The sequence below is a fragment of the Enterovibrio sp. FF113 genome, assembly GCF_041439165.1.
Classification (GTDB): Bacteria; Pseudomonadota; Gammaproteobacteria; order Enterobacterales; family Vibrionaceae; genus Enterovibrio; species Enterovibrio norvegicus_A.
Genome location: NZ_JBGONO010000009.1, coordinates 87,525 through 110,175, shown reverse-complemented (window position 1 = coordinate 110,175; position 22,651 = coordinate 87,525). Strand labels below are relative to the sequence as shown.

Genomic DNA, 22,651 nt, shown 5'->3' with positions numbered 1-22,651 from the left:
CTTGCGTAATTTATTTTTAACGTGTAGCGTGTGAAAAAACGAACGCGTTAAGTGGTGATAACGGTTTTTAACTTATCCCATCACATGGAATTAACGACAAAGTAGAGGACGGTATGCAGTGTTCAACAACGCCATTAGTCGGCGTGACAGGTTGCAGTGCTCAGCTGGGATTGCATCCCTTCCATATTGCTGGCGACAAATACGTTAAAGGTGTTGTTGATGGCTCGGGTTGTTGCCCGTTGATTATTCCTGCATTGGGCGATGCGCTTCCTATGAAGCAATTGCTCGCCTCGTTTGATGGCCTTTTGTTCACCGGCTCTCCTTCCAACATTGAACCTCATCACTATCAAGGTACGCCAAGCGGTACAGATGCTCATCACGACCCAGAACGCGATGCCACCACATTGCCCTTAATGAAAGCCGCTATTGAAATGGGTGTCCCTGTTTTGGCGATTTGCCGTGGTTTTCAAGAAATGAACGTCGTGATGGGCGGCTCTTTACACCAAAAGCTGCATGAAGTTGGTGGCTTTATTGAACATCGGGAAGATAAAACCGCATCCGTGGGTGTTCAATACGGCCTTTCTCACACAGTGACAATCGAACCTGGAGGCCTTCTCTACGAGGCGTGGGGTCGCACTTTTGCGGAGGTCAATTCTGTTCATACACAGGGCATTGACCGATTAGGCAAGGGTTTGCGACCAGAAGCGTATGCGCCAGATGGGTTGATAGAGGCAGTCTCTGTTATCGATGCAAAACGTTTCGCTTTAGGGGTTCAGTGGCATCCTGAGTGGGAAGTCACAAAAAATCCCTTTTATTCAGCTATCTTCGAAGTATTCGGGAATGCCTGCAGACTAAGAGCGAAATCACGTGAGAAAGAATATGAATAAGCTTAAGAAATGGTTGAAGGACAACGAAATTACGGAAGTCGAATGTGTGGTTGGCGACTTATCAGGTATTGCGCGCGGTAAAATTGCGCCCGTGGATAAATTTATTCACGAAGGTGAGATGCGATTGCCTGAAAGCGTTCTGCTTCAAACGGTGACCGGTGATTATGTGGATGACGATATCTACTACTCATTGCTCGATGAAGCGGATATCGACTTCATTTGTAAACCTGATGAAGACGCCGTTTATCTGTTGCCGTGGACAATAGAGAAAACAGCACAGATCATTCATGACACGTTCGACAAAATGGGTAATCCCATCGAGTTGACGCCACGAAATTTGCTCAAGAAAGTGCTGAAACTCTATGAGGAGCGTAACTGGAAACCGGTTGTTGCGCCTGAAATGGAGTTTTACCTCACCGCTCGCAGTGAAAACCCCGACTTACCCTTGAAGCCACCTATTGGCCGTTCAGGTCGAATGGAAACAGGACGCCAATCATTCTCGATCGATGCCGCTAACGAATTCGACCCCTTGTTTGAAGATATGTATGAGTGGTGTGAAAAGCAGGGCTTAGCCATTGATACCTTAATTCATGAAGAAGGGGTTGCACAGATGGAAATTAACTTCCGTCACGGTGACCCTCTGGTTCTGGCCGATCAAGTGTTTTTGTTTAAGCGCACATTGCGAGAAGCCGCGCTGAAACACGAAGTGGTGGCAACATTTATGTCTAAGCCGGTCACCGATGAGCCGGGCAGTGCAATGCATTTACACCAGAGTATTTTAGATACCCAAACGGGCAAAAACATATTTACCAATGAAGATGGCACCAGTTCGTCGTTGTTCTACGGACACATTGCCGGTCTTCAACAATTTATTCCCGAAATGCTGCCGATGTTCGCACCCAACGTGAACTCGTTCCGTCGCTTCCTTCCTGATACCTCCGCACCTGTCAATGTCGAATGGGGCGAAGAAAACCGAACCTGTGGCTTACGTGTGCCGAGTTGCTCTCCGCAAAATCGACGTGTGGAAAACCGTTTGCCGGGCGCTGATGCAAACTGCTATCTCGCCATCGCAGCGAGCTTATTGTGTGGCTATATCGGCATGGTGAGAGAGCTAAAACCGACGCCGCCGGCACAAGGACGTGGTTATGAAATCAGAAGCCCTGCATTGCCGTATACCTTGGAAGGAGCATTGGAACGCATGGAGAAATGCGATGAAGTTGCTGAATATTTCGGCGAGTCATTTGCCAAAGGCTATATCGCGGTGAAGCGTAAAGAGCAGGAAAACTTCAAACGTGTGATCAGTTCGTGGGAGCGAGAGTTCTTATTGCTGACAGTGTAAAAAGGGAGACAACCTAATAGGTTGCCATTGAGTCAAACTATATGGATGTGGAGGTCTAAATGACACACGTCGCACAACACCCAGATACCGAAACACTGCAAGCGCTAGATAACGCGCACTATTTACACCCATTCAGCGACCACAAAACGCTGAGAGAGACGGGCGCTCGCATGATTGTGCGTGCTCAGGGTGTGTACATCTGGGACAGCAATGGAAATCGCATTCTGGATGGCATGGCAGGTCTTTGGTGCACCAATATCGGTTACGGCGAGAAAAGATTGGCCGACGCCGCGCATCGACAGATGCTTGAACTCCCTTACTACAACAGTTTCTTCCAATGTGCTCACCCACCGGTGGTGGAACTCGCGAAGGAAATTGCAGACCTTGCTCCTGACCACATGAATCAGGTGTTCTTCACCGGCTCTGGTTCTGAATCAAACGACACTGTGCTGCGCATGGTTCGTCATTATTGGACGTTGAAAGGCCAGCCTGAAAAATTCAACATCATCGGTCGTCATAACGGTTATCACGGCTCCACCGTTGCGGGTGCGAGCTTAGGTGGCATGAAAGGTATGCACAAGCAAGGTGGGCTGCCGATCCCTGGCATTCACCATATTCCACAACCTTATTGGTTTGGGGAAGGCGGCGACCTGACACCCGAAGAGTTTGGAATCAAAACGGCGCAAGAATTGGAAAAAGCCATTCTTGAGATTGGCGAAGATAAAGTCGCTGCGTTTATTGCAGAACCGTTTCAAGGCGCCGGTGGCGTGATCATTCCCCCTTCGACGTACTGGCCTGAAATCAATCGCATCTTGGCAAAATACGACATTCTCATGATTACTGATGAAGTCATCTCAGGCTTTGGCCGAACCGGTGAATGGTTTGGCTGCCAACACTTCGGTATCACGCCTGATTTTATGCCTATCGCAAAAGGCATGACATCTGGCTATATCCCGATGGGCGGTGTGATTGTTAGTGATCGTGTGGCGAATGCGTTTCAAGAAAAAGGCGGCGATTTCAACCACGGCTTTACCTATTCCGGTCACCCTGTTGCCGCGGCTGTGGCGTTGGAAAATCTGCGCGTCATGAAAGAGAAAAATCTCATTCGATACGTCAAAGAAGACATCGGCCCTTACTTGCAACAACAGTGGCAAACCTTGGCGGATCATCCTTTGGTGGGTGAAGCACGAGGCTTAGGGCTGGTGGCTGCGATCGAATTGGTCAAAGACAAAGCCTCGCGATCTCGATTCGCTGAATCTGTAGGCATTGGTGGTATTTGCCGTGACTTAAGTGTTGAAAATGGCCTTGTAATGCGGGCTTGTGGCGACACGATGATCATCAGTCCCCCGCTGGTGATCACGAGAGCTGAGGTCGATGAACTTATCCATAAAGCGAAATTGTCGCTGGATTTGACGTTACAACATTTGCAGGAAAATGGCGTGATTTAACGCCCACAAGATCTCACTGATTGGCATCAAAGCGATGCCAATCAACCATCAAAGCCAGCTTAAAAAACTGGCTTGGACATTGGAATGTAGTAATGCCTTTCTTTTGAAAAGGAGAGGGCTAAAAGGAGAAAACATGAAGATGGTAATCCGCAACAAGGTCACCGCAGTTATGCTTGCGGGACTGGTGGTTTCAACTGGGCTACACGCAGAAGAAGTGCTACGAATTTACAACTGGAGTGATTATATCGCGGAAGACACGATAGAAAACTTCGAGAAAGAGACGGGTATTAAGATTACCTATGATGTCTACGACAGCAACGACATACTCGAGGCGAAGTTGCTTTCCGGGAACTCGGGCTACGATCTGGTTGTGCCATCAAATAACTTCTTAGCCAAACAAATCACGGCGGGCGCATTCCAGCCATTGGATAAAAGTCAGCTGACCAACATGAAAAATTTGGACCCGGTATTAATGAAGCGTTTGGAAATGGCTGATCCAGGTAATAAGTACGCCATTCCTTACCTTTGGGGTACCAATGGTGTTGGTTACAACACCGAAAAGGTGACAGCGATTTTGGGTGATAACTTGCCTGAGAATAAGCTAGACCTTTTGATGGACCCTCAGTACGTGTCCAAATTAAAAGAGTGCGGTGTTGCCATGCTGGATTCCGCCGATGAGGTGATGCCGCAGGTGCTGCAATATCTCGGTTTGAATCCAAACTCCACCAATAAAGAAGACTACAAAAAAGCAGGGGAAGCACTGGCTAAAATTCGCCCTTACATTACCTACTTCCACTCGTCGCGTTACATCACCGATTTGGCGAATGGTGATGTTTGTCTGGCCTTTGGTTTCTCGGGGGATATCTTTCAAGCGGCAGATCGCGCGGAAGAAGCTGACAATGGTCAGGTTATCGAATACGCCATTCCAAGTGACGGCGCGAATATTTGGTTCGACATGATGGCGATCCCAGCGGGGGCGAAGAATGCCAAAAACGCTCACACCTTTATAAACTACATTATGCGTCCAGAAGTGATTGCCCCAATCACGGATTATGTTGTGTATGCCAACCCTAACACTGCCTCGAACACACTGATTGATCAGGACGTGTTGAACAACCCTTCTATTTATCCGACTCCTGAGGTGATGGAGAAGTTGTTCGTGTCTGAAGTGTTACCTCTGAAAATAAGCCGTCTCAAGACTCGTAACTGGACGCGAATGAAAACTGGCCAGTAGCGGTTAATCAGAGAGCCGCATTGTTTGTGGCTCTCTCGCTGTTTTCAGGATTTACGTTTTCTGAGCGGTAACAGGGAGGATCAGAGTGTGACGAATAAACCGCAACCTATCGAAAGTCAGCAGAAGAAACAGGATCTGCTAAAAATTGACCGTGTCAGCAAAGTGTTCGGCGATGTTCGTGCCGTCGATGATGTGTCCCTCACGATTGAGAAAGGAGAGATTTTTTCGCTATTGGGTGGGTCCGGGTCCGGTAAATCTACCTTATTGCGCATACTGGCGGGATTCGAAAAACCGTCAAGCGGTCGAATTTATCTTGATGGTGAAGACATCACCGACATGCCTCCTTACGAACGCCCCATCAATATGATGTTTCAGTCTTACGCCTTGTTTCCGCACATGACGGTGGCGCAAAACATCGCCTTTGGTTTGAAGCAAGACAAAATGAAGAAGGCTGAAATTGATCTCCACGTTGCCGAGATGCTTCGTTTAGTGCGAATGGAAGAGTATGCCAAAAGAAAGCCACATCAACTTTCGGGCGGTCAGCGCCAACGGGTGGCACTGGCGCGATCATTGGCAAAGCGACCAAAACTTTTGTTGCTCGATGAACCCATGGGGGCATTGGACAAAAAGCTGCGCACACAAATGCAGTTAGAAGTGGTGGAAATTCTTGAACGTGTTGGTGTGACCTGTGTGATGGTAACTCACGACCAAGAAGAAGCCATGACCATGGCAGGTCGTATCTCCGTGATGCACGAAGGATGGATCGCCCAAACAGGCTCACCAACGGACATCTACGAAAGCCCCAACAGTCGCATGATTGCCGAATTCATTGGTTCGGTGAACACGTTTGAAGGCGATATCGTGGTGGATGAAACTGACCATTGCGTGATTGATTCACACGAAATCTCACAGCCCATCTATGTTGGTCACGGCGTTGCCACTAATGTCGAAGACAAAAAAGTATGGCTGGCGGTCAGGCCAGAGAAAGCCTTGATCAGCAAAGAGCCACCTGAAGGCGAGTACAACTGGACCAAAGGTGTGGTGGATGATATTGCCTACCTCGGTGGAATGTCCGTTTACTACGTCAAATTACCTAGCAGTAAAATCGTGATGTGTAGCATGGCGAATATATCTCGACGCCAAGACCGACCCACTTGGGATGACGAAGTGTTCATCAGTTGGGAGGCCACCAGCGGTGTGGTATTACGCGTATGACGATGCCCTCTAACCCTAATACTGACGTGAAAAAGCCGCCGACTAAGACACACATTCTGTTTCCAAAGGGTCGGCATTTTACCTTAGGGATCCCCTATCTTTGGCTATTGCTCTTTTTTGCGATGCCCTTTGCGATAGTGTTTAAGATCAGCCTCTCCACGGCTGCCATTGCAATACCGCCTTATGAAGCGATTATGCAATATGTGGATGAAGTGGTTGAGATCACGCTGAATCTTGAAAACTATCTACGAATACTCGATGACGATCTTTATGTTCTCGCGTATCTCAGTTCGGTCAAAATTGCTTTTTTCTCGACAATTGGTTGTCTGCTATTGGGATACCCGATGGCCTATGCGATTGCCCGTGCACCTGCACGGATGCAGACCGTGCTGCTGTTGCTTATCATGTTGCCATCTTGGACCTCTTTTTTGATCCGTGTTTATGCCTGGATGGGGCTATTGAGTAACTCGGGGATCATCAATAGTTCTTTACTCTGGCTCGGTGTGATTTCAGACCCTATCCAGATCCTCAACACCAATGTCGCGGTGTACATCGGTATTATTTATACCTATTTGCCATTCATGGTGCTGCCCCTTTACGCCAACCTCGTCAAGCTCGATGGCAGCTTGCTCGAAGCGGCAGCTGATTTAGGCTCACGTAACTTTAATACTTTCTGGAAAGTGACATTGCCCTTGTCGAAAGGCGGTGTGATTGCAGGTTCCATGTTGGTGTTTATTCCTGTGGTGGGTGAAGTCGTGATACCAGAGCTGCTTGGCGGCCCTGAAACCCTGATGATTGGTAAGGTGTTGTGGCAAGAATTCTTTAACAACCGTGATTGGCCTGTTGCCTCGGCATTGGCGATTGTGATGTTGGCGCTGTTGATCATTCCGATCACCTTGTTCCATCACTATCAATCTAAGGACATGGAGGCTAGCCGATGAAACGTTGGCAATTTTCAACCGTCATGTTGTGGGTAGGGTTAGTGTTTCTCTATTTGCCGATGTTGATCTTGGTGATCTACTCATTTAATGCCTCAAAGCTAGTGACGGTGTGGGGCGGATTCTCCACCAAGTGGTATATCGAACTGTTCAAAGATGAACAGATCCTGCAAGCCGTCTGGACCAGCCTACGCATCGCGTTTTATAGCTCCACCATGGCGGTGATCATAGGCACGCTTGCAGCGTTTGTAATGACACGGTTTAGACGTTCATGGGGGAGGCTCACGCTATCAAACATGATCACGGCGCCACTGGTCATGCCTGATGTGATCATCGGTCTTTCGCTGTTGCTGTTGTTTGTTCAAATGGGCGAGCTGTTTGGTTGGCCAGCTGAGCGCGGGATGACAACGGTGTGGATTGCACACTCGACATTCTGCGCCGCGTATGTGGCGGTGGTGGTGTCATCGCGCTTGCGAGAATTGGATTTCTCGATTGAAGAAGCCGGCATGGATTTGGGGGCAACCCCGCTGAAAGTCTTCTTCGTGATCACTGTCCCTATGATTGCGCCTGCGCTGGTGGCGGGTTGGTTATTGAGCTTCAGTTTGTCTCTTGATGATCTGGTTATCGCAAGCTTCGTGTCGGGGCCGGGGTCAACCACGCTACCTATGGTGGTGTTCTCTTCTGTGCGCCTGGGCGTGTCACCGAAGATCAATGCCCTTGCCACATTAATCATTCTGGTTGTGTCGTTGTTTGCGTTTATTTCTTGGTATATCGCTCGCCGCTCTGAGCGTAAGTCCAAGGAAGAAATGAAACGGCTCAACCAAGAATTAGAACAACAGTAGGAACGTCACATGCAGCAGCAAGCAGGTTCAATGGAATCGAAGCAACGCACCCAAAACCCTCAGTTAGAGCATGCCTCGTCGTATTATGCGGCGTCTGCCAATCCCTCGCCGTTGCGTGAGACACTGAAAGAAGATGTCACCACGGATGTGTGCATTATCGGCGCGGGTTATACCGGATTGTCGTCAGCACTGCATCTGCTGGAAGCGGGGTTTAATGTTGTTGTGCTTGAGGCTGCGCGAGTGGGCTGGGGCGCGTCAGGTCGCAATGGCGGCCAGATCGTCAACAGCTACAGCCGTGATATTGATGTGATTGAGAAAACGGTGGGTAAAGAGAAAGCCCGCCTTTTCGGTGAGATGGCGTTTGAGGGCGGTAAAATCATTCGTGAGCGCGTTGAGAAATACAACATTGAATGCGATTTGAAAAACGGCGGCGTGTTTGCGGCGCTGAATGCCAAACAGATGCACGAGCTTGAACATCAAAAAGCGCTTTGGGAGCGCCATGGTAACGACCAACTTGAAATGATCAATCAGAATGACATTCGTAGTATGGTCGATACCGAACGCTACGTGGGGGGATTGCTCGATAAATCTGGTGGGCATATTCACCCGCTAAACCTTGCATTAGGCGAAGCGGCTGCTGTCGAAAGCTTGGGCGCTAACATCTATGAGCATTCAGCGGCGATTCGTATCGAGCGTGGCGAGCCAGTGAAAGTGTTTACTGAGCAAGGTTCTGTGACGGCTTCGTTTTTGATTGTTGCTGGCAATGCCTATTTGGGCGGATTGATGCCTGAGCTACGCGCAAAATCGATGCCTTGTGGCACACAGGTGATCACGACCGAACCGCTAACGGACGACCAAGCCAAAAGCTTATTGCCTCAAGATTACTGTGTGGAAGACTGTAATTACTTGTTGGATTACTTTCGGTTATCTGGCGACAAACGGCTGATTTATGGCGGAGGGGTAGTTTATGGCGCTCGCGATCCCGCGGATATTGACGCGATTATTATCCCGAAAATGCTCAAAACGTTTCCTCAGCTCAGCAATGTCAAAATTGACTATCGCTGGACAGGAAATTTCTTGATGACGCTATCTCGTCTGCCCCAGGTGGGACGGGTAGGCAGTAATATCTACTACTCGCAGGGTTGTAGCGGTCATGGCGTCACTTATACCCATTTGGCGGGGCGCTTGTTGTCGGAAGTGTTGCGCGGGCAAGCAGAGCGGTATGATGCGTTCGCGAGCTTACCGCATTTACCTTTCCCTGGTGGACATGTACTGAGTGTGCCTTTTTCAGCACTGGGTGCGTGGTATTACACGATGCGCGACAAATTCGGGATTTGATGTCACAGCTAGCCCCGCACAAATGGCTTTATCAACAAGAAGCGCCCGAGATTAAGGGCGCTTTATTACGAGGAGATTCTTTTTAGAAGTTAGCAGGCGTGGTCGCGCTGAAAATACGGCATTCATCATCAAACGGATTGGCAAATCGGTGGGGGCGATTACTGTCAAAGTAATAGCTGTCACCCACCTCTAGAACATAAATGTCATCGCCGACGGTAAGCTCCAATTTCCCCTCAATAACCAGTCCAGCTTCTTCGCCTTCATGCTGAAGCATATCGTCACCTGAGTGCGAGCCTGGCGGGTAGATCTCCGAGAGTACAGACAGCGCACGATTCGGATAGTCTTTACCAACTACCTTCATGGAAACCGCGTCATCGCCAATTTCCAATAAGTCAGTTTGGCGATAAATCACCGGTGCCGACTCACTTTGACCGATATCCGCAGAGAAAAACTCCACGAGGGAAAGGGGAATACCTGACAACACTTTTTTGAGCGAACTGACAGAAGGGCTAACACTGTTCTTCTCAATCATTGAGATAGTGCTGTTTGTCACACCGGCGCGTTTTGCCAATTCACGCTGAGATAATCCACGACTTTTTCTTACGGCCTTTAGGTTGGCACCAATATCCAATGTCCGACTCTCCTCGTTTCGAATGTATCAGTCACTAATGTAATAGATTTTGAACAAGCAATCCTACTTCTTAGCCCGAGGTAATCAAGTGTTTTGTGATGGCACAGCCATAATGTAAAAAATATTTACCGTTTCATGCTCGCTTTATTTGATATGAAAACGGAATGTGATGTGTGGCGATGACAGATTAGCCTTTGTACCCAGAGGGAGATAAGAGTCAAGTTGGTGGGCGGCGGAATATTAATCGACGTCTCACTGTGTATATTTTTCACTTCACCTTCATGTAGAGAATACGTTAATCTTTGTTGATTATATTTTACAGAGAGTGTTTGTCATGGCTTCTACGTCGTCAAAATTAGCGCATACACAGTCTTACTACGCGGCGACCGCGAAGTATCCGCAACGCTATCCCGAACTCACTGAATCGATAACGGCCGATATCTGCATTGTCGGTGGTGGATTCAGTGGCGTGAACAGTGCCATAGAGCTCGCGCTACGTGGCTACTCTGTTGTGGTGTTGGAAGCGAATAAGATTGGGTGGGGAGCGTCAGGACGGAATGGCGGCGAACTGATCCGTGGTATTGGTCATGGCATTGAGCAATTCACGAATCAGATAGGCAAAGACGGCGTTGAAGCTATCAATCAAATGGGTGTGGAAGCAGTTGAGATCGTTAAAGATCGCGTCGGGGCGTTTAACATTGATTGCGATCTCACCATGGGATACTGCGATCTAGCGTTGAAACCCGCGCACATGAAAGAACTCGAAGACGATTTCAATGGCCTAAAACAAAGTGGCTATGCCCATGAAATCCGCATGCTAGATAAAGAGGCGATGCCTGAGGTTATCGGCTCAGAACGCTATATTGGCGGTATGCTTGATATGGGCAGCGGCCATTTGCATCCATTAAATCTCGTGACGGGTGAAGCGGCGGCGGCGGCTAGTTTGGGTGTGCAGATGTTTGAAGACAGCGCCGCGATTGAAATCATCAAAGGCAATAGGCCCGTAGTGAAAACCAACAAGGGGCAGGTGACGTGTCAGTATTTGCTTTTGGCAGGCAATGCCTATATCGGCAACAAGCTTGAGTCTTACATTGGCGGGAAAGTCTTGCCTGCGGGGAGCTACATCATTGCGACCGAGCCGCTGACGGATGAGCAAGTACAAAGTACGATCCCTAAGAACATGGCGTTTGCCGATCTCAGTATCGCGCTGGATTACTATCATCTATCCGGCGATAACCGATTGCTGTTTGGTGGGTTGTGTACGTATTCTGGCAAAGATCCAAAAGACATTACAGGCGCGTTGTTGCCAAACCTTGAGCGTGTGTTCCCGCAGCTAAAAGGGACGAATATTGATTTCGAGTGGGGCGGCATGATTGGTATTGGTGCGAATCGATTGCCTCAAATTGGGCGCTTACCGGATGCACCGAACATTTTCTATGCGCAGGCCTATTCTGGTCACGGTGTGAATGCTACGCACATGGCGGGCAAGGTGATTGCTGAAGCTATCTCAGGCACAGCCGAACGCTTTGATGTGTTTGCCCGAGTGAAACACATGACGTTCCCTGGTGGCCCGATACTGCGCTCTCCATTGCTTGCAATTGGTATGACGTACCACAAGATCAAAGAAATCCTGCAATAACACACCAGCCAACTTTCCATCTATTCACGTCTCTCGCCTAAATGAGAGACGTGTTGTCATACTTTTTCCGTCATTCCGGTCTCTTCAGTTAGTGATAGGATTGTTAGTGCTCGTTCACTCACAATGCGAACGTATCCGTGAACTTATCTGGAGAGCTAAATGGCTGGAAAACGAAGTAAAGTCACTTTTGTCAGTGGAAACAACATACTTGCTGGCATGTTGGAAACCCCGGAACATACTGCACGTGGCTACGCGCTTTTTGCCCACTGCTTTACTTGCGGAAAAGATGTCGCGGCGGCATCTCGTATCTCTCGGGCATTGGTGAATATTGGTTTCGCTGTATTGCGCTTCGACTTCACGGGTCTTGGTGGCAGTGACGGTGATTTTGCAAACACAAATTTCTCGTCCAATGTGAACGATTTAGTGGCCGCTGGCGATTTTCTTCGTGAGCACTATCAAGCGCCTTTGTTATTGATTGGTCATAGCCTTGGCGGACGCGCCGTGTTATCTGCGGCGCAACGTATTCCTGAGGTGTCCGCTGTGGCAACCATTGGCGCACCTGCGGATGCAGAACATGTCGTAAAGCAATTTTCTGCTGATGTGGAAAAAATTGATGCAGATGGCGAGGCAGAAGTGAGCTTGGCGGGTCGTCCATTTACCATCAAAAAGCAGTTTCTTGACGACATTCGCACCGAAAATGACGATATTGAATCCCTTCGAGTGCCATTGCTTGTGATGCACTCGCCAATAGACAGCGTCGTTTCGATTAAAGAAGCGGAGAAAATTTACCTTCGCGCCAAACACCCAAAAAGTTTTGTGACGCTCGACACTGCTGATCATCTGCTGACCAACAAGGATGATGCTCAGTATGTCGCTGAACTGATTGCCGCGTGGTCACACCGCTACATTGATTTGGCGTCGCCGATCAAAGAAAGCAGCACCTCTATCAAACGTGGTGAGGTGCGAGTGACTGAGCACAACAAGCAATTTACCCGCACTATTCAAACCGATCATCACCAATGGTTTGCGGACGAACCTGTGGATTTCGGCGGTGACAATTTAGGGCCCGATCCCTATGAGCATTTGCTTGCGGGGCTAGGTGCATGTACTTCCATGACGCTTCGTATGTATGCGAACCGCAAAAACCTGCCACTTGATGATGTCAAAGTCACGCTGTCACATAGCCGCCAATATGGCGACGACTGTGAGCACTGCGATGATGAGCATTCTAAAGTGGAAGTGCTTGCGCGTGAAATTGCGTTGTTTGGCAACTTGACGGACGATGAACGACAACGCTTGTTGGAAATAGCGGACAAATGCCCGGTTCATAAAACCCTAGAAAGCAAAATCGTGATCACCACGGCGTTGAAAGCGTAACGCTAAAAAAGTGGCTGACGCAAAGGGAATAGACCCAGCTGTGCTGGGTCTTTTTGTATTGATTACTTATCGATTGCTATCGCCCATAAGCGTGGGTTTTGGCTGATCAGAACGCAATCCACGTGGCTTTGACTTCGGTGTATTTTTCAAACGCGTGAAGCGATTTATCGCGACCGTTGCCTGATTGCTTATAACCCCCAAACGGTGCCGTCATGTCGCCGCCATCGTAGTGATTAATCCACACCATGCCAGTGCGTAGTGCCTTCGCGGTTTTGTGGGCTTTGGAAATGTCCGATGTCCACACCGCTGACGCGAGGCCATAATCCGTATCATTGGCAATTGCTACAGCCTGCTCTTGCGTTTCAAACGTGATGACAGAGAGCACGGGGCCAAAGATCTCTTCGCGCGCGATAGACATGTCATTGTTCACGTTATCGAACACAGTAGGCTCAATGAATAATCCACCGGTTTCTGGCATAACACGACTACCACCACAAACCATGGTTGCACCGCCTTGTGTGCCTTTTTCGATATAGCTCAATACCGTATCAAGTTGCTGCTGATCGACGACAGCGCCGACTTGCGTTTCTGGGTCAAGCGGGTGACCCGGCTGCCAGCTTTTTAGTTGATCAACCACCTTCGCCACAAAGGCATCTTTGATGGAGGCTTCTACCAACAATCGAGAGCCTGCAGTGCACACTTCGCCTTGGTTAAAAGCGATCGCAGATGCGGCAGAAGCAGCCGCGGCATCTAAGTCTGGGGCGTCAGCAAAGACAATGTTCGGGCTTTTTCCGCCAGCTTCGAGCCAAACACGCTTCATGTTCGATTCACCCGCATAGATCATCAACTGCTTGGCTATTTTGGTGGAGCCGGTGAACACCAGCGTGTCGACATCCATGTGTAAAGCGAGGGCTTTACCCACAGTGTGACCAAAGCCCGGTAACACGTTAAGTACACCTTTTGGCATACCCGCTTCAAGAGCAAGCTCACCCAATCGAATAGCCGTTAATGGTGACTTCTCTGAGGGTTTTAAGATGACGGAGTTACCAGAAGCCAACGCAGGGCCGAGTTTCCAGCACGCCATTAACATCGGGAAGTTCCAAGGCACAATAGCCGCGACAACACCGATAGGCTCTCGCGTGATCATCCCAATTTCATTGTGAGGTGTTGGGGCGATTTCATCGTAAATTTTGTCAACCGCTTCGCCAGACCAGCGTATTGCCCGCGCTGCACCGTTAACATCCACCGCTTTTGAATAGCGAATAGGTTTACCCATATCGAGGGTTTCAAGTAGCGCTAACTCGTCACCGTTTGCTTCAATAAGCTCAGCAAAACGGATAACCACTTTTTTTCGTTCAGCGGGAGGAAGATGCGCCCACACGCCAGATTCGAATGTTTCACGGGCGTTGGCCACGGCCAGATTGGCATCATCCAGATCGCAACTGGCGACCTGGGCAAGTGTTCGGCCGTCGATAGGACTAAGACAGGGAAACGTGTCGCCAGATACGGCGTCTCGGCGTTCCCCATTGATGAAAGCTTGGCCCTTAATTGTCAGCGTATTTGCCAACGAATCCCAGTCTTGACGAGACGTGCGAGAAGTCATATCTGCCCCTTAATCCATGTTAATTGCCGATTTTTTGCCACTGTGCACTATTTCAAAATATTTTACAAATAGTGCGATTAATTGTTTTTATCTTGAACATAACCCATTTACTGTTCGTTATATTTGACATAGTATTGCAAATATTGCTCATTCAGCAACAACTCATTAACAATAATGACGGCATGTAAGGATACTTGACGATGGCAGTGAAAAAACCACAAAGTGAGGGAGTGAATCTGGATAATTTCTGGATGCCTTTCACCGCAAATCGACAATACAAAGCGACCCCTCGCTTACTCGCAAAAGCGAAAGGCATGTATTACGAAGATGTTGAAGGCAATTCAGTGCTTGATGCAACTGCGGGCCTTTGGTGTTGTAACGCGGGTCATAGCCGACGCGAGATTTCTGAAGCGGTGAGCCGTCAGATCTCAGAGTTGGATTACGCGCCAACGTTCCAGATGGGGCATCCTTTGCCGTTTGAGTTGGCTGAGCGTTTGGCTGACATGGCACCCAGCGACCTAAACCGCGTATTTTTCACTAATTCAGGTTCTGAATCGGCCGACACGGCGTTGAAGATTGCGTTGGCTTACCAACGTGCTCGAGGTCACTCCAATCGCACGATGTTGATTGGTCGTGAGTTGGGTTATCACGGTACTGGATTTGGTGGTATTTCTGTCGGTGGCATGGTCAACAACCGTAAAGCGTTTAACGGCCAGCTTTTACCGAGTGTCGCGCATCTTCCTCATACGCTGGATATGCAGAAAAATGCGTTCTCTAAAGGATTACCAGAAAACGGTATAGAGAAAGCGGAGGCGCTTGAGCAATTGGTTGCCCTGCACGGCGCTGAGAACATTGCTGCCGTTATTGTTGAACCTATGTCTGGCTCTGGCGGTGTGGTATTGCCACCCGTTGGCTATTTGAAACGTCTGCGTGAAATTACGACCAAACATGACATTTTGCTGATCTTCGATGAAGTGATCACCGCATTTGGTCGGATGGGTGATGCGTTTGCCGCACAGCGTTGGGATGTGACACCGGACATGATCACCACGGCGAAAGCCTTGACCAATGGCGCGATCCCAATGGGCGCAGTGTTGGTGAGCGAGCGAATTTACGATACGTGTATGAATGCGCCGGAAGACACCATTGAATTCTTTCATGGCTATACCTATTCGGGTCATCCCGTTGCCGCCGCCGCCGCGCTCGCATCACTGAATATCTACCGAGATGAAAAGCTGTTTGAGCATGCCCGCGAAATGGAAACGGAATGGCAAGATGCCGTTCATTCCCTTGCAAGCCATGCCAACGTTATCGATGTCCGGAATGCGGGCATTATCGCAGGTATTCAACTTGCGCCAAGCGAGAAAGGGATTGGAAAACGTGGCTACGACGTGTTTACACGAAGCTTTTACGACGGTGTCTTGGTGCGCGCATCCGGCGACATCATCGCCATGTCACCGCCATTGATTTTGGAATCAAAACACATTGATCAGATGGTCAGCACGCTGGAACGCGCCATCAAAAACGCGTTATGAGTTAACTGAGGAATATAGGGATATGTCTGTGACACATTACATTGATGGTAAATACACTGCTGCGAGTGAAAGAAAACAATCGTTGTTTAATCCAGCCACCGGAAAGGTGTGTGGTGACGTTTCTTTGGCGTCGGTGTCTGAAACCGAGTCTGCTATTGCTGCGGCAAAAGCGGCGTTTCCAGCGTGGTCCGAAATGTCACCGCTGCGCCGTGCTCGTGTGATGTTTAAGTTCAAAGCGCTAGTGGAAGAAAACATCGACGAGTTGGCGGCGTTGATCACCAAAGAACATGGCAAAGTGCTCGATGATGCCAAAGGTGAGCTGACCCGCGGCTTGGAGGTGGTGGAATTTGCATGCGGTATTCCACACTTGTTGAAAGGCGAGATGACCGAACAAATTGGTACCGGTATTGATGCTTGGTCGCTTAACCAGCCACTCGGTGTTGTGACGGGAATTTCGCCGTTTAACTTCCCGATCATGGTACCCATGTGGATGTTCCCGATTGCGATTGCTTGTGGCAATACCTTTATTATGAAGCCGTCGGAAAAAGATCCGAGTTCGACGATGCGTATCGCCGAGCTATTAACGGAAGCGGGATTGCCAGATGGCGTATTCAATGTGGTGAACGGTGATAAAGAAGCGGTTGATGTGCTGTTGACTCACCCCGATGTGCAAGCTGTTAGCTTTGTCGGCTCAACACCCATTGCCGAATACATTTACAGCACAGCCTCTGCGCATGGCAAACGTGTTCAGGCATTGGGCGGCGCGAAAAATCACATGGTGGTGATGCCAGATGCCGACCTTGATCAAGCCGTTGCTGCATTAATGGGCGCGGCATATGGTTCGGCAGGCGAACGCTGTATGGCGATTTCCGTTGCGGTAGCCGTCGGCAACGTCGCTGATGCATTGATTGAAAAGTTAACCCCAAAAGTGAAAGCGTTGCGTGTTGGTAATGGCGTGATTGAAGGCATGGAAATGGGGCCTTTGGTCACCGCCGAGCATTTAAAGAAAGTAGAAGGCTATGTGGCCGCGGGTGTTGCCGAAGGGGCAACGCTGGTGGTTGATGGTCGAGGTGTGGTTGCAGAGGGCGGCGGCGACGGTTTCTTCCTCGGTGGTTGTCTGTTTGATAACGTCACCGAGGATATGACTATTTATCGTGATGAGATTTTTGGTCCTGTTCTGGCGGTTGTGCGTGTGCCAGATTATGCCACCGCCGTGAAGCTTATCAATGAACATGAGTTTGGCAATGGAACCGCAATTTTCACGCAAAATGGCGATGCGGCAAGGCAGTTCTGCCATGAAATTCAGGTGGGCATGGTGGGTGTGAATGTGCCCATTCCTGTGCCCATGGCGTTTCATAGCTTTGGTGGCTGGAAACGTTCTTTGTTTGGGCCTCTTCATATGCATGGGCCAGATGGCGTACGTTTTTATACACGTCGAAAAGCCATTACGGCTCGATGGCCCACAGGCATTCGCGCCAACGCAGATTTTGTCATGCCGACAATGAAATAAGCGTGGAACGCGATAAAAACCGAGCGCATTGAAACGACAAAAAGGAGCCTACTGGCTCCTTTTTCTTTGTCATTTGCTATCGCGATTTAACCAAGCTATTTAGCAAAACTAAGCAACAAAGCTAAGTAACAAAGTTAAGCAACAAACGGATAGGGCATGCGTTCAGGTTTACTCAGTTGATAGCCTTGAAAGAGATCGAAACCGAGTTCACGTGCGAAGTGATATTCCTCTTTGGTTTCAATTTTTTCCGCTAACAACTTGAAGCTGAACTTTTCTCGATATTCCTGCACAAAGCGAGTAATTGAATCCAGTGACTGTGCGCGAAAATCAATTTTGATAATGTCGGCAAGGCCAAGAAAAGGGATCCAATCAGTCGACGGGATAAAGTCGTCAAATGCGATGCAGTATCCTTTGGCTCTTAAATCAATCAACTTCTCAAACAGTACCGAGTCTGCCGGACAATCTTCCAACACTTCGACCACAAGATTTTCTGGTGGGTACTGAAGAGCAGTGCCATCAATTAGGCTTTGGTAAGAGAAATTCACGAAGCATGGTAAGCCATCAGAGACAGCTTCCTGAGTGATATTGCCTTCGATAAAGAGGTCATTGAGTATGCTCTGCGTGGCTACGTCAGAAGCAATACCCGGGAACGAGTCTCGAAATCCATCACGAAACAAAAACTCATAAGCGATTACTTGCTTATGAATATCAAAAATCGCTTGTCTTGCAAAGTTCGAACTCATAGAAAGCCACAGTACCTTCAAGCAAATCAATATAAAACTAAGTGTATACTCCGTCTCAAAATCGAGAGTGCCAAATAAGTCTGATATTTCGCGAAGAAAATTAATTAAGTAAATAATACTTTTTTAATCTTGAAATGTCAGATTTAGCTGAAGAAATATGGTTAGTTTTGGAATTTTCGCGCTTCTAGCGTGCAGCCTTCTGGGGTGCAAGCGAGAACAGACCCTTGAGTGTACCAATCGCCAAGAACAATTCGTTGCGCAAGATCAGTCCCGATCGACAAAGTATGAATATTTGGGCGATGGGTGTGACCATGGATCAGTTGTTTGACACCGTAAGCTTGCATCACTCGGGTGACTTCATTCTGATCGACATCCATGATTTCTTGTGGCTTTTCTTGGTTGTTTGACGAGCTGCTTGAGCGGATCTTCTGACCAATCTTCTGTCGTGTTGAAAGCGGCAATCGACGGAATAGCCATTGCGTAAATTTATTGTGAACTTTCTTGCGGTAGCGTTGGTATGCCTCATCCTGGATGCACAGGGTGTCACCATGCATGATGAGCGTTGGCTCGCCAAATAAGTCAATAACATGGTGCTCAGGAAGCAGCGTCATGCCAGCGGATTTCGCGAAGCGCTTTCCAATCATAAAATCGCGGTTGCCGTGGATGAAATAGATTGGCACACCTTTAGCACTCAGCGTTTTAAAGGCGTTGGCGACATCACATTGTAGTGGCGTTTCTTCGTCATCACCTATCCATGATTCAAACAAATCCCCAAGCACATAGAGTGCGCTGGCTGACGGTGCTTCTTGTTCCATAAAACGGAAGAAGCAATCAGTAATGTCTGGATGAGATGGACTGAGATGAAGATCTGCAATAAATAGTATGGTCATAGATAAAAGGGCAGTGGAGGGAGCCACTGCCCGTTGCCACCTTATTCTTCGATGGTCACGTTGTTGATGATCACTTCTTCAACAGGTACATCTTGATGTACATAGCCCCAGTTGCCGGTTGCTACGTCTTTGATCTTGTTAACCACGTCCATGCCTTCAACCACTTCGCCGAATACGCAGTAACCCCAGCCGTCCATAGATTCAGATTTGTGATCTAGGAAGGTGTTGTTGCCAACGTTGATGAAGAACTGTGAACTGGCTGAATGAGGTTCCATGGTACGAGCCATCGCAAGGGTGCCGATTTTGTTGCTCAGACCATTGTTTGCTTCGTTCTTGATTGACGCGCCTGACTCTTTCTCTTCCATGCCAGAAATCATGCCACCGCCCTGGATCATGAAGCCATCAATAACACGGTGGAACAGAGTGCCATTATAGAAACCGTCACGACAGTACTGCAGGAAGTTCGCTGCTGTTACTGGTGCTTTTTCTGCATTAAGTTGGATTTTGATATCACCAAAGTTGGTATGAAGCGTAACCATGTTGAGTTCCTTAAAAGAGCATTAAGCTTTAGACCGATGATTCTATCCCAACGGGCGTGACATTCAACCGATCGCCGCATAAAAAACCGCAGAGTGCAGGTAAGTCATGGCATACGGTATCTTAATTCCCGTACTTTCAAGTCGCTTGGGCATATAGCCTTGCCTTAAACGAAAGGAAAAGGTGTAATATACAGTCATTAAATTACGTTAATTATTGTAATGGGTAACCCGACGGCCATGTTGAAAATCTACAATTCCCTCACCAAGAAAAAAGAAGAATTTACACCTATCCATCCTGGCAAGGTTGGCATGTATGTGTGTGGGGTTACCATCTACGATTTGTGTCACATCGGCCATGGTCGCACCTTTGTTTCTTTCGATGTTGTTTCGCGCTACCTGCGATTTTTGGGTTATGACCTCAATTTTGTTCGCAACATTACAGATATTGACGACAAAATTATCAAACGTGCAGCTGAGAACGGCGAAAGCTGTGACTCACTGACCAATCGACTGATCGGGGAAATGCACGCCGATTTCGATGCATTGAACATGAAGCGCCCAGATGTTGAGCCGCGAGCAACGCAATTTATTGCTGAAATTATTGAATTGGTCGAACGCTTGATCGAACGCGGGTTTGCTTATGTCGCATCCAATGGCGATGTGTTGTTTGAAGTCGCGAAATTTGACGATTACGGCAAGCTATCGCGCCAAGACTTGGATCAACTTCAAGCGGGCGCCCGTGTTGACGTTGAAGAAGCGAAGAAGAGCCCACTTGATTTCGTGCTTTGGAAAATGTCCAAGCCAGGTGAACCGACGTGGGAATCGCCATGGGGACCCGGTCGCCCGGGGTGGCACATCGAATGTTCAGCGATGAACTCAGCAATTTTGGGTAACCATTTTGATATTCATGGCGGCGGCTCAGATTTAACGTTCCCACACCACGAAAACGAAATTGCGCAATCTTGCTGTGCCCATGATACCCAGTATGTGAATACCTGGATGCACAGCGGCATGGTGATGATTGACCGTGAAAAGATGTCAAAATCACTGGACAACTTTTTCACCATCCGTGACGTGCTAGCACATTACGATGCCGAAACGGTTCGCTATTTTCTGATGTCAGGTCACTACCGTAGTCAGCTGAATTACAGCGAAGAAAACCTCAAACAAGCACGTTCAGCGATGGAGCGTTTGTACACCGCACTTCGCGGCTTGGATTCGTCGGTTGAAGCTGAAGGTGGTGAGGCATTTGTTGAGCGCTTTAAAGCGGCAATGAATGATGATTTCAACACACCAGAAGCGTATTCCGTGTTGTTTGATATGGTGCGTGAAATTAACCGCCTGAAAATAGAAGACGTTGTGGCGGCATCAAAACTGGCTGCTCGTATGCGTGAACTCGCTGATGTGTTGGGTCTGCTTGGTCAAGACCCAGAAGCCTTCTTGCAAGGTAACGCGCAGGGCGGCGGCGATGAAGTGGCTGAAATTGAAGCGCTGATCAAAGCACGTAACGATGCACGCACAAACAAAGATTGGGCAGCAGCTGATGCTGCACGTGATGCGCTGGCTGCGCTGAACGTCGTCCTTGAAGACGGTGCTGGTGGCACATCGTGGCGTCGTAAGTAATCAACCCAAATTAGCATTATCTAGAAACTGAAAACGGAGCGCGCGCTCCGTTTTTTTATATCTGTAATTATTATCACGGCTGCATCAATAACCATCCTTCCGAATACTGCATTTATCGGTCTACTTTTTCTTCCATCTCTAATTCTTTGATAGTTTTGAATATATAGAGATTAGTGAAAGCACTGTGCTTGATTTTGTCTGACTTTCTCAACATTAAAACAAGAATAACTCAGTAATATCCCATCATTTCTGTTGGTTACATTGAACCTAGATGGCTGCGATTTATCTTTAGTTGAAGAGAGTCCGAAAGGAGATGCTCGACTCGATATCGGTCATATCAATCACAGGCAATGAAGGATAGCTCATGAATAAACCATTCCTAGTAACAGCGATTCTTAGTTCTTTCCTCTCAACGACATCTTATGCGTACACTGTTTATTCGACTGATGAATCTTCTCTTACAGTGACTGGGCGCATTGAGCCGCGCTTTAATATTTCTGATGCAAACAAAACCGCTGACAATAGCGCTTTTGATGACATCAGTCGTATTCGAGGGAATTTGGACGGAAGCACTAAGGTGACAGAGTCCATCAAAGTCTTTGGCTACTACAGTGGTGAAATCTATTCAGATAGCTCTGACAGCAAAAATCGCTATATGTACGTTGGGGTGGGCACGGATTACGGCGCGCTTTCTTATGGGCAACAAGACTCGTCTCAAGTCGTACTAACCAACGTCACTGATATTATGGAAACTTTTGGTGGGAGCGCGTCAGATATCATTACAGGGAACCAAGATGAGCTAGAGAATAACTTCGTTTATCTTGCTCAATTGCCCTTAGATCTTACCGCTACGCTCAACTATGTGAGAGATGATTCGAAAGGAAATTACACCACAGGGGGCTCCCTTTTCTATAACTCTCCAGTGGGGCTTCAATTTGGTGTTGGCTATGTTTCAGGAGAGCAAACGAGTCTGGATGTCGATCAATACAATATAGCAGCCGCCTACACGGTAGGTGATTTCTACATTGGTGGTGTTTATGTGAACGGTGAAGTCAACAATGTGGATGTGAGTGGGTTTGAAGTCGCGACAGCTTATACCCTCGATGACTTTATCTTCCGTTATGTGTACAACTACAGAACGTCTGATTTTCCAGCCGCACAAAGTGGTGAATACAGCGTGAACTACAACGCGATTGAAGGTGTTTATAACGTGACGAGTGATTTTGTTGCTTATGCGGGGTATGAATTTAATCGTCTTGATGGGCAAATTAATGACAACCAGCTACAAGCTGGCGCACGTTACATGTTCTAAATACGCCA

19 protein-coding genes are annotated in these 22,651 nt (G+C 48.2%); 14 read left to right on the top strand and 5 right to left on the bottom strand.

Annotated features, from left to right (window positions below; all coding sequences use genetic code 11):
• Nucleotides 1-113 precede the first annotated feature (113 nt).
• The 8 genes from ACED36_RS09140 (at nt 114) to ACED36_RS09105 (ending at nt 9,241) form a co-directional block, all read left to right on the top strand.
• Nucleotides 114-887, top strand: coding sequence for a gamma-glutamyl-gamma-aminobutyrate hydrolase family protein (locus tag ACED36_RS09140; RefSeq protein ID WP_016961147.1), 774 nt, complete (start codon nt 114-116; stop codon nt 885-887).
• On the top strand, nt 880-2,226 hold the full coding sequence (locus ACED36_RS09135) for a glutamine synthetase family protein (RefSeq protein WP_016961148.1): 1,347 nt from the start codon (nt 880-882) through the stop codon (nt 2,224-2,226). Before ACED36_RS09140 ends, ACED36_RS09135 begins: the two co-directional genes overlap by 8 nt.
• Before the next feature lie 59 nt (nt 2,227-2,285).
• Entirely contained in the window at nt 2,286-3,674 is a 1,389-nt protein-coding gene (locus ACED36_RS09130; RefSeq protein ID WP_016961149.1) for an aspartate aminotransferase family protein, read from the top strand.
• A gap of 133 nt (nt 3,675-3,807) precedes the next feature.
• On the top strand, nt 3,808-4,908 hold the full coding sequence (locus ACED36_RS09125; protein WP_016961150.1) for a polyamine ABC transporter substrate-binding protein: 1,101 nt from the start codon (nt 3,808-3,810) through the stop codon (nt 4,906-4,908).
• Nucleotides 4,909-4,995: 87 nt separating this feature from the next.
• Nucleotides 4,996-6,123: a polyamine ABC transporter ATP-binding protein gene (gene potA / locus ACED36_RS09120; protein WP_016961151.1), complete on the top strand. Its 1,128-nt coding sequence runs from the start codon at nt 4,996-4,998 to the stop codon at nt 6,121-6,123.
• The gene (locus ACED36_RS09115) at nt 6,120-7,064 is read left to right on the top strand and encodes an ABC transporter permease subunit (RefSeq protein ID WP_371733149.1); all 945 of its coding nucleotides are present in this window, start codon (nt 6,120-6,122) and stop codon (nt 7,062-7,064) included. The genes potA and ACED36_RS09115 overlap by 4 nt, the downstream gene beginning before the upstream one ends.
• Nucleotides 7,061-7,903, top strand: coding sequence for an ABC transporter permease subunit (locus ACED36_RS09110; RefSeq protein ID WP_016961153.1), 843 nt, complete (start codon nt 7,061-7,063; stop codon nt 7,901-7,903). Before ACED36_RS09115 ends, ACED36_RS09110 begins: the two co-directional genes overlap by 4 nt.
• 9 nt (nt 7,904-7,912) lie before the next feature.
• Nucleotides 7,913-9,241 (top strand): NAD(P)/FAD-dependent oxidoreductase, encoded by a 1,329-nt coding sequence (locus tag ACED36_RS09105; protein ID WP_371733148.1) that lies wholly within the window; start codon nt 7,913-7,915, stop codon nt 9,239-9,241.
• 82 nt (nt 9,242-9,323) lie between these two features.
• Here the strand turns inward: ACED36_RS09105 and ACED36_RS09100 are convergent, their stop codons facing one another.
• Nucleotides 9,324-9,872, bottom strand: a complete 549-nt coding sequence (locus tag ACED36_RS09100; protein ID WP_016961155.1) for a cupin domain-containing protein — start codon at nt 9,870-9,872, stop codon at nt 9,324-9,326.
• A gap of 334 nt (nt 9,873-10,206) precedes the next feature.
• On the opposite strand from ACED36_RS09100, the gene ACED36_RS09095 reads away from it, so the two are divergent.
• Nucleotides 10,207-11,511 carry an FAD-binding oxidoreductase gene (locus tag ACED36_RS09095; RefSeq protein ID WP_016961156.1) on the top strand — a complete coding sequence of 435 codons (1,305 nt, stop codon included), beginning with the start codon at nt 10,207-10,209 and terminating at the stop codon, nt 11,509-11,511.
• Nucleotides 11,512-11,670: 159 nt separating this feature from the next.
• The gene (locus ACED36_RS09090; protein WP_371733147.1) at nt 11,671-12,888 is read left to right on the top strand and encodes a bifunctional alpha/beta hydrolase/OsmC family protein; all 1,218 of its coding nucleotides are present in this window, start codon (nt 11,671-11,673) and stop codon (nt 12,886-12,888) included.
• A 106-nt stretch (nt 12,889-12,994) separates the two neighbouring features.
• Here ACED36_RS09090 and ACED36_RS09085 read toward each other — a convergent pair whose 3' ends face one another.
• Complete coding sequence (locus tag ACED36_RS09085; protein WP_016961158.1) at nt 12,995-14,491, bottom strand: aldehyde dehydrogenase; 1,497 nt, start codon at nt 14,489-14,491, stop codon at nt 12,995-12,997.
• Nucleotides 14,492-14,691: 200 nt separating this feature from the next.
• Between ACED36_RS09085 and ACED36_RS09080 the strand changes: the two genes are divergently transcribed.
• Nucleotides 14,692-16,026 (top strand): aspartate aminotransferase family protein, encoded by a 1,335-nt coding sequence (locus tag ACED36_RS09080; RefSeq protein ID WP_016961159.1) that lies wholly within the window; start codon nt 14,692-14,694, stop codon nt 16,024-16,026.
• A 22-nt stretch (nt 16,027-16,048) separates the two neighbouring features.
• Nucleotides 16,049-17,536: a CoA-acylating methylmalonate-semialdehyde dehydrogenase gene (locus ACED36_RS09075; RefSeq protein ID WP_016961160.1), complete on the top strand. Its 1,488-nt coding sequence runs from the start codon at nt 16,049-16,051 to the stop codon at nt 17,534-17,536.
• 134 nt (nt 17,537-17,670) lie between these two features.
• Here ACED36_RS09075 and ACED36_RS09070 read toward each other — a convergent pair whose 3' ends face one another.
• The 3 genes from ACED36_RS09070 to ACED36_RS09060 form a co-directional block, all read right to left on the bottom strand.
• Nucleotides 17,671-18,279, bottom strand: coding sequence for an EAL and HDOD domain-containing protein (locus ACED36_RS09070; protein ID WP_016961161.1), 609 nt, complete (start codon nt 18,277-18,279; stop codon nt 17,671-17,673).
• A 161-nt stretch (nt 18,280-18,440) separates the two neighbouring features.
• A complete protein-coding gene (lpxH, locus tag ACED36_RS09065) occupies nt 18,441-19,169 on the bottom strand; it encodes a UDP-2,3-diacylglucosamine diphosphatase (protein ID WP_026023966.1) in 729 nt (242 codons plus the stop codon).
• Between the two features lie 41 nt (nt 19,170-19,210).
• Nucleotides 19,211-19,708, bottom strand: coding sequence for a peptidylprolyl isomerase (locus ACED36_RS09060; RefSeq protein WP_016961163.1), 498 nt, complete (start codon nt 19,706-19,708; stop codon nt 19,211-19,213).
• A gap of 237 nt (nt 19,709-19,945) precedes the next feature.
• Between ACED36_RS09060 and cysS the strand changes: the two genes are divergently transcribed.
• Together cysS and ACED36_RS09050 are read left to right on the top strand one after the other, a co-directional pair.
• Nucleotides 19,946-21,331, top strand: coding sequence for a cysteine--tRNA ligase (gene cysS / locus ACED36_RS09055; RefSeq protein ID WP_026023965.1), 1,386 nt, complete (start codon nt 19,946-19,948; stop codon nt 21,329-21,331).
• 364 nt (nt 21,332-21,695) lie between these two features.
• Nucleotides 21,696-22,643 carry a porin gene (locus ACED36_RS09050; RefSeq protein WP_016961165.1) on the top strand — a complete coding sequence of 316 codons (948 nt, stop codon included), beginning with the start codon at nt 21,696-21,698 and terminating at the stop codon, nt 22,641-22,643.
• Nucleotides 22,644-22,651: the final 8 nt, after the last annotated feature.

What these genes read in the sequence shown, in the direction of transcription:
- ACED36_RS09090 (WP_371733147.1), top strand. Translation starts at nt 11,671, where the DNA reads ATGGCTGGAAAACGAAGTAAAGTCACTTTTGTCAGTGGAAACAACATA.
- ACED36_RS09130 (WP_016961149.1), top strand. Translation starts at nt 2,286, where the DNA reads ATGACACACGTCGCACAACACCCAGATACCGAAACACTGCAAGCGCTA.
- lpxH (WP_026023966.1), bottom strand. Translation starts at nt 19,169, where the DNA reads ATGACCATACTATTTATTGCAGATCTTCATCTCAGTCCATCTCATCCA.
- ACED36_RS09115 (WP_371733149.1), top strand. Translation starts at nt 6,120, where the DNA reads ATGACGATGCCCTCTAACCCTAATACTGACGTGAAAAAGCCGCCGACT.
- ACED36_RS09110 (WP_016961153.1), top strand. Translation starts at nt 7,061, where the DNA reads ATGAAACGTTGGCAATTTTCAACCGTCATGTTGTGGGTAGGGTTAGTG.
- ACED36_RS09060 (WP_016961163.1), bottom strand. Translation starts at nt 19,708, where the DNA reads ATGGTTACGCTTCATACCAACTTTGGTGATATCAAAATCCAACTTAAT.
- ACED36_RS09080 (WP_016961159.1), top strand. Translation starts at nt 14,692, where the DNA reads ATGGCAGTGAAAAAACCACAAAGTGAGGGAGTGAATCTGGATAATTTC.
- ACED36_RS09140 (WP_016961147.1), top strand. Translation starts at nt 114, where the DNA reads ATGCAGTGTTCAACAACGCCATTAGTCGGCGTGACAGGTTGCAGTGCT.
- ACED36_RS09085 (WP_016961158.1), bottom strand. Translation starts at nt 14,491, where the DNA reads ATGACTTCTCGCACGTCTCGTCAAGACTGGGATTCGTTGGCAAATACG.
- ACED36_RS09075 (WP_016961160.1), top strand. Translation starts at nt 16,049, where the DNA reads ATGTCTGTGACACATTACATTGATGGTAAATACACTGCTGCGAGTGAA.
- ACED36_RS09095 (WP_016961156.1), top strand. Translation starts at nt 10,207, where the DNA reads ATGGCTTCTACGTCGTCAAAATTAGCGCATACACAGTCTTACTACGCG.
- ACED36_RS09070 (WP_016961161.1), bottom strand. Translation starts at nt 18,279, where the DNA reads ATGAGTTCGAACTTTGCAAGACAAGCGATTTTTGATATTCATAAGCAA.
- ACED36_RS09125 (WP_016961150.1), top strand. Translation starts at nt 3,808, where the DNA reads ATGAAGATGGTAATCCGCAACAAGGTCACCGCAGTTATGCTTGCGGGA.
- ACED36_RS09135 (WP_016961148.1), top strand. Translation starts at nt 880, where the DNA reads ATGAATAAGCTTAAGAAATGGTTGAAGGACAACGAAATTACGGAAGTC.
- cysS (WP_026023965.1), top strand. Translation starts at nt 19,946, where the DNA reads ATGTTGAAAATCTACAATTCCCTCACCAAGAAAAAAGAAGAATTTACA.
- ACED36_RS09050 (WP_016961165.1), top strand. Translation starts at nt 21,696, where the DNA reads ATGAATAAACCATTCCTAGTAACAGCGATTCTTAGTTCTTTCCTCTCA.
- ACED36_RS09105 (WP_371733148.1), top strand. Translation starts at nt 7,913, where the DNA reads ATGCAGCAGCAAGCAGGTTCAATGGAATCGAAGCAACGCACCCAAAAC.